Genomic DNA, 1524 nt, shown 5'->3' with positions numbered 1-1524 from the left:
GTAACTTGGACCAGTGTTGATCATTTAGCATTGTTCGAGGCATAGCGAGTGTAAAATTGGGTTTGGCGATTTAATTTTACTATCTCGCTATTTTTTTAATCAACAAATGTCAACAGACCCTAATCTTTGTATAATTATATAAATTTAAATATTTGTGATTTTATTATGTCTTTAGAAATCCCTGAAGAATTAGCCAATCTTGAAGCCAACGGTGGCATTTATGCGGTGTGGATGTTGCTGCAGCACTTAGGTATAGATGCAGATATTCAGCAACTCATCGAAGTTTGCGCTTATGAAGCTGGCCATGGCACAACAACTATTGGTTTAGCCGTAGGACTGAAAAAGTTTGGCTTTCAAGTAAAGTTTTACACAGAGCATGATCCTGAGCTGCAGGACAGTGAAAAACGCAGTTATGCAGAAGCAGACCAATTGGAACTGCCTATATTGCCTGCAATTGGCTATGCACAAATTCAGCAGGCTTTTGAACAAAATCAGTTTGTGATTGTCTATTACGACACCCTAGAGGGCGTGGGGAATCATTCTTTGGTGTATGACATTGACGAAGCAGAAATCAGTTTCTTTGACAGTTTTGATGCCATGCCAGCAGACGTATTTGAACAGCAGCGTGGGGCAGAGGGCATTTGCAGACAAGTCATTACGGTGGATGTAAATGACTATGTGGCGAGCTGAGCCATTTTGTTAAAAGCAAAAAGCCCATCATGAGATGGGCTTTATTTTTTAGAAAAGAATTGGATTACTGCTCAGCCACATTGGCTTTTTCATTCCAAAAATCTGCTTTTTCTTCATCAGCGTCGATGCCTAAGCCATTGGCATAAATAAAAGCTAAGTCACGCATGGCCTGAACTTCACCTAATTTTGCAGATTGTTCAACCAGTTCAATGGATTTAGCGACATCTTTTTCCACCACATCACCACGGCGGTAAAAATTGGCGAGTTCTAAAATTGCAGCAGGATGGTCATGTTTTGCCGCTTGTTCTAACCAGCGGTGTGCATGCTCAAAATAGGTTTTAGATTCTTCAGGATCTTCTTCGAGCATGTCTTTGGCATAGACTGCATAGCCTTCACCCAGCCAATACATCGCTTCTACATGACCTAACTGAGCTGCTTTGAGTGCCCATTCTTCAGCAAGTTCAACATGCTCATCATTTTCACTTTGCATATAAATTTCAGCCAGTTCAAATTGAGCATCTTTATTTCCTGCCATGGCGCGGTTATATAAAGCAGGAGAGATCGAAAGTTCAGACATGTGTAATCCAAAAGAGCAGAATAGGCATAGCCTAATCGGTTGGCATGAAAAAAGCCAATCCGAAAATTAGCTTTCAATGTTTGGAGAATGTTTAGAGATCGTTGTCCAATGAATTAAAATTTCAATAACACTGTTAGCGGCAGTGTAAAAATGACCCCCTAATGGCATTTAAAAACTGACCCCCTTGGTTAATATAGCGGTCATTTTGGACTGCTCAACATGTTAACTTTGGAGCAAGCAGTGACAATCCAAATACT

The 1524-nt window shown here is 40.4% G+C and carries 2 protein-coding genes; one reads left to right on the top strand and one right to left on the bottom strand.

Annotation, left to right across the window (positions count from 1 at the left end; translation table 11 throughout):
- The first annotated feature begins 165 nt into the window (after positions 1–165).
- Positions 166–690 carry a cysteine peptidase family C39 domain-containing protein gene (locus tag FTU77_RS15855; RefSeq protein ID WP_180056185.1) on the top strand — a complete coding sequence of 175 codons (525 nt, stop codon included), beginning with the start codon at positions 166–168 and terminating at the stop codon, positions 688–690.
- Between the two features lie 64 nt (positions 691–754).
- Here the strand turns inward: FTU77_RS15855 and FTU77_RS15850 are convergent, their stop codons facing one another.
- Positions 755–1267, bottom strand: coding sequence for a tetratricopeptide repeat protein (locus FTU77_RS15850; RefSeq protein ID WP_180003360.1), 513 nt, complete (start codon positions 1265–1267; stop codon positions 755–757).
- Positions 1268–1524 lie beyond the last annotated feature (257 nt).

It is taken from the genome of Acinetobacter sp. YH12142 (assembly GCF_013418435.1).
Taxonomy (GTDB): Bacteria; Pseudomonadota; Gammaproteobacteria; order Pseudomonadales; family Moraxellaceae; genus Acinetobacter; species Acinetobacter amyesii.
The sequence above is the reverse complement of the archived record's forward strand: the minus strand, read 5'-3'. Positions and strand labels throughout refer to the sequence as shown.

Coding starts and splice junctions, on each gene's coding strand:
- FTU77_RS15855 (WP_180056185.1), top strand. CDS start 166: ATGTCTTTAGAAATCCCTGAAGAATTAGCCAATCTTGAAGCCAACGGT.
- FTU77_RS15850 (WP_180003360.1), bottom strand. CDS start 1,267: ATGTCTGAACTTTCGATCTCTCCTGCTTTATATAACCGCGCCATGGCA.